Source organism: Streptomyces phytophilus (genome assembly GCF_013870535.1).
Classification (GTDB): domain Bacteria; phylum Actinomycetota; class Actinomycetes; order Streptomycetales; family Streptomycetaceae; genus Streptomyces; species Streptomyces phytophilus.
On sequence record NZ_JACBXC010001304.1, the window covers coordinates 1 to 1,647 of the forward strand.

General features: G+C 72.1%; 2 protein-coding genes and 1 pseudogene. 2 read left to right on the top strand and 1 reads right to left on the bottom strand.

The genetic code is table 11. The annotated features are described in order from the left end of the window. On the top strand, positions 1–443 hold a 443-nt coding region (locus tag H5J30_RS31815), incomplete at its 5' end, for an O-methyltransferase (protein ID WP_181791058.1). 171 nt (positions 444–614) lie between these two features. Here the strand turns inward: H5J30_RS31815 and H5J30_RS31820 are convergent. Further along, on the bottom strand, positions 615–782 hold the full coding sequence (locus H5J30_RS31820; protein ID WP_018834979.1) for a DUF3117 domain-containing protein: 168 nt from the start codon (positions 780–782) through the stop codon (positions 615–617). Positions 783–1,122: 340 nt separating this feature from the next. Here H5J30_RS31820 and chcB point away from each other — a divergent pair. Beyond that, positions 1,123–1,647, top strand: a pseudogene (gene chcB / locus H5J30_RS31825) (2-cyclohexenylcarbonyl CoA isomerase); the annotation flags it as partial.

Consider the following 1,647-nt stretch of genomic DNA (forward strand, 5'->3'; position numbering starts at 1 on the left):
TCTCCGGCATCCACCTGCTGCAGGGCATGCGCCCCGGCGGGGTGCTGACGACCGTGGACCCGGAGCCGGAGCGGCAGCAGTTCGCGCGCCAGGCGTTCCGGGCGGCGGGGTTCGCCGCGAACCGGGCGCGGATCATCGTCGGCCGCGCCCTGGACGTGCTGCCGCGGCTGGCGGACGGCTCGTACGACATGGTCTTCTGCGACGGCGACCCGATGGAGTGCCTGGAATATCTGGGCGAATCGTTGCGCCTGCTGCGCCCGGGCGGCGTCGTGTGCTTCGAGGGCGTCTTCGCGGACGGCCGCACGGTGGACTCGGCGGCCCAGCCCGACGAGGTGCAGAGGCTGCGCGAGCTGCTGCGCGCGGTGAAGGAGAGCCGCGAGCTGATGCCCGCGCTGCTGCCGGTGGGGGACGGGCTGCTGTGCGCCGTCAAGCGCGAGGTCTGACGTACGTGACGGGCGTCACGCACATCAGAGGCGTCCTGGCCGTCACGGACATGCCTCCGGGCGCCCTGGCGGGCGCGGGACGGCGCCGTGCGGATCCGGGCCCGGAGGGCGATCCGCCCCGGCCACCACGTGGCCGGGGCGCATACAGGGTTCTTCCGGACCTCGGTCCGACTAGCTGACGACCTTCTTCAGGGCGTCGCCGAGCGCGTCGGCTTCATCGGGGGTCAGCTCGACGACGAGCCGCCCGCCGCCTTCGAGCGGAACGCGCATGACGATGCCCCGCCCCTCCTTGGTCACCTCGAGCGGGCCGTCGCCCGTCCGCGGCTTCATGGCCGCCATGCTCGTTCCCCTTCCTGAAACCAGCTCTTCGTTGAGAAGCTTCGACGGCCCGTGGACAGGCTCGTCGCCACCGGCATCGAACACAGTGCTTCTCGCCCATTATCCCGCATTGCCGGTCCCGATGACCAACATCGGTCCGCATACTCTCGACGACGCCCGACCGCAAAACCTCCCAATACCCGCCAGAGGGATGCGATACTGCGCCCTTCCCGGCGGGGGCGCGCCGCGTTTCCATTTGACGCACGTCACATGTCGCGGAGCAGTGATCTCCGCCATGCTGACGGCACCGACGAGACGCGGCACAGTCCCGGTGACCCCGGGGCGTAGCGAAGGGAAGAACATGGCGGACACCGTGCTGTACGAGGTCGCCGACGGGCTCGCGACCGTCACCCTCAACCGCCCGGACGCGATGAACGCCCTCGACAGCGGGACCAAGAACGCCCTGCGCGACACCCTGCGGCAGGCGGCGGCGGACGACGCCGTCCGGGCCGTGCTGCTGACCGGCGCCGGGCGGGCGTTCTGCGTGGGGCAGGACCTCAAGGAGCACATCGGCACCCTCGCGGCGGCCCGGGCCGCGCAGCGTACGGACCACGCGATGGACACCGTCGCCGAGCACTACAACCCCATCGCCGCCACCCTCGCGGAGATGCCGAAGCCGGTGGTCGCGGGCGTGAACGGGGTCGCCGCCGGGGCCGGCGCGGGCTTCGCCTTCGCCGCGGACTACCGGGTGGTGGCCGACAGCGCGTCGTTCAACACCTCCTTCGCGGGCGTCGCGCTGACCGCGGACTCCGGCGTCTCGTGGACCCTCCCCCGCCTCGTCGGCCACGGCAGGGCCGCCGACCTGCTGCTCTTCCCGCGCCGGATC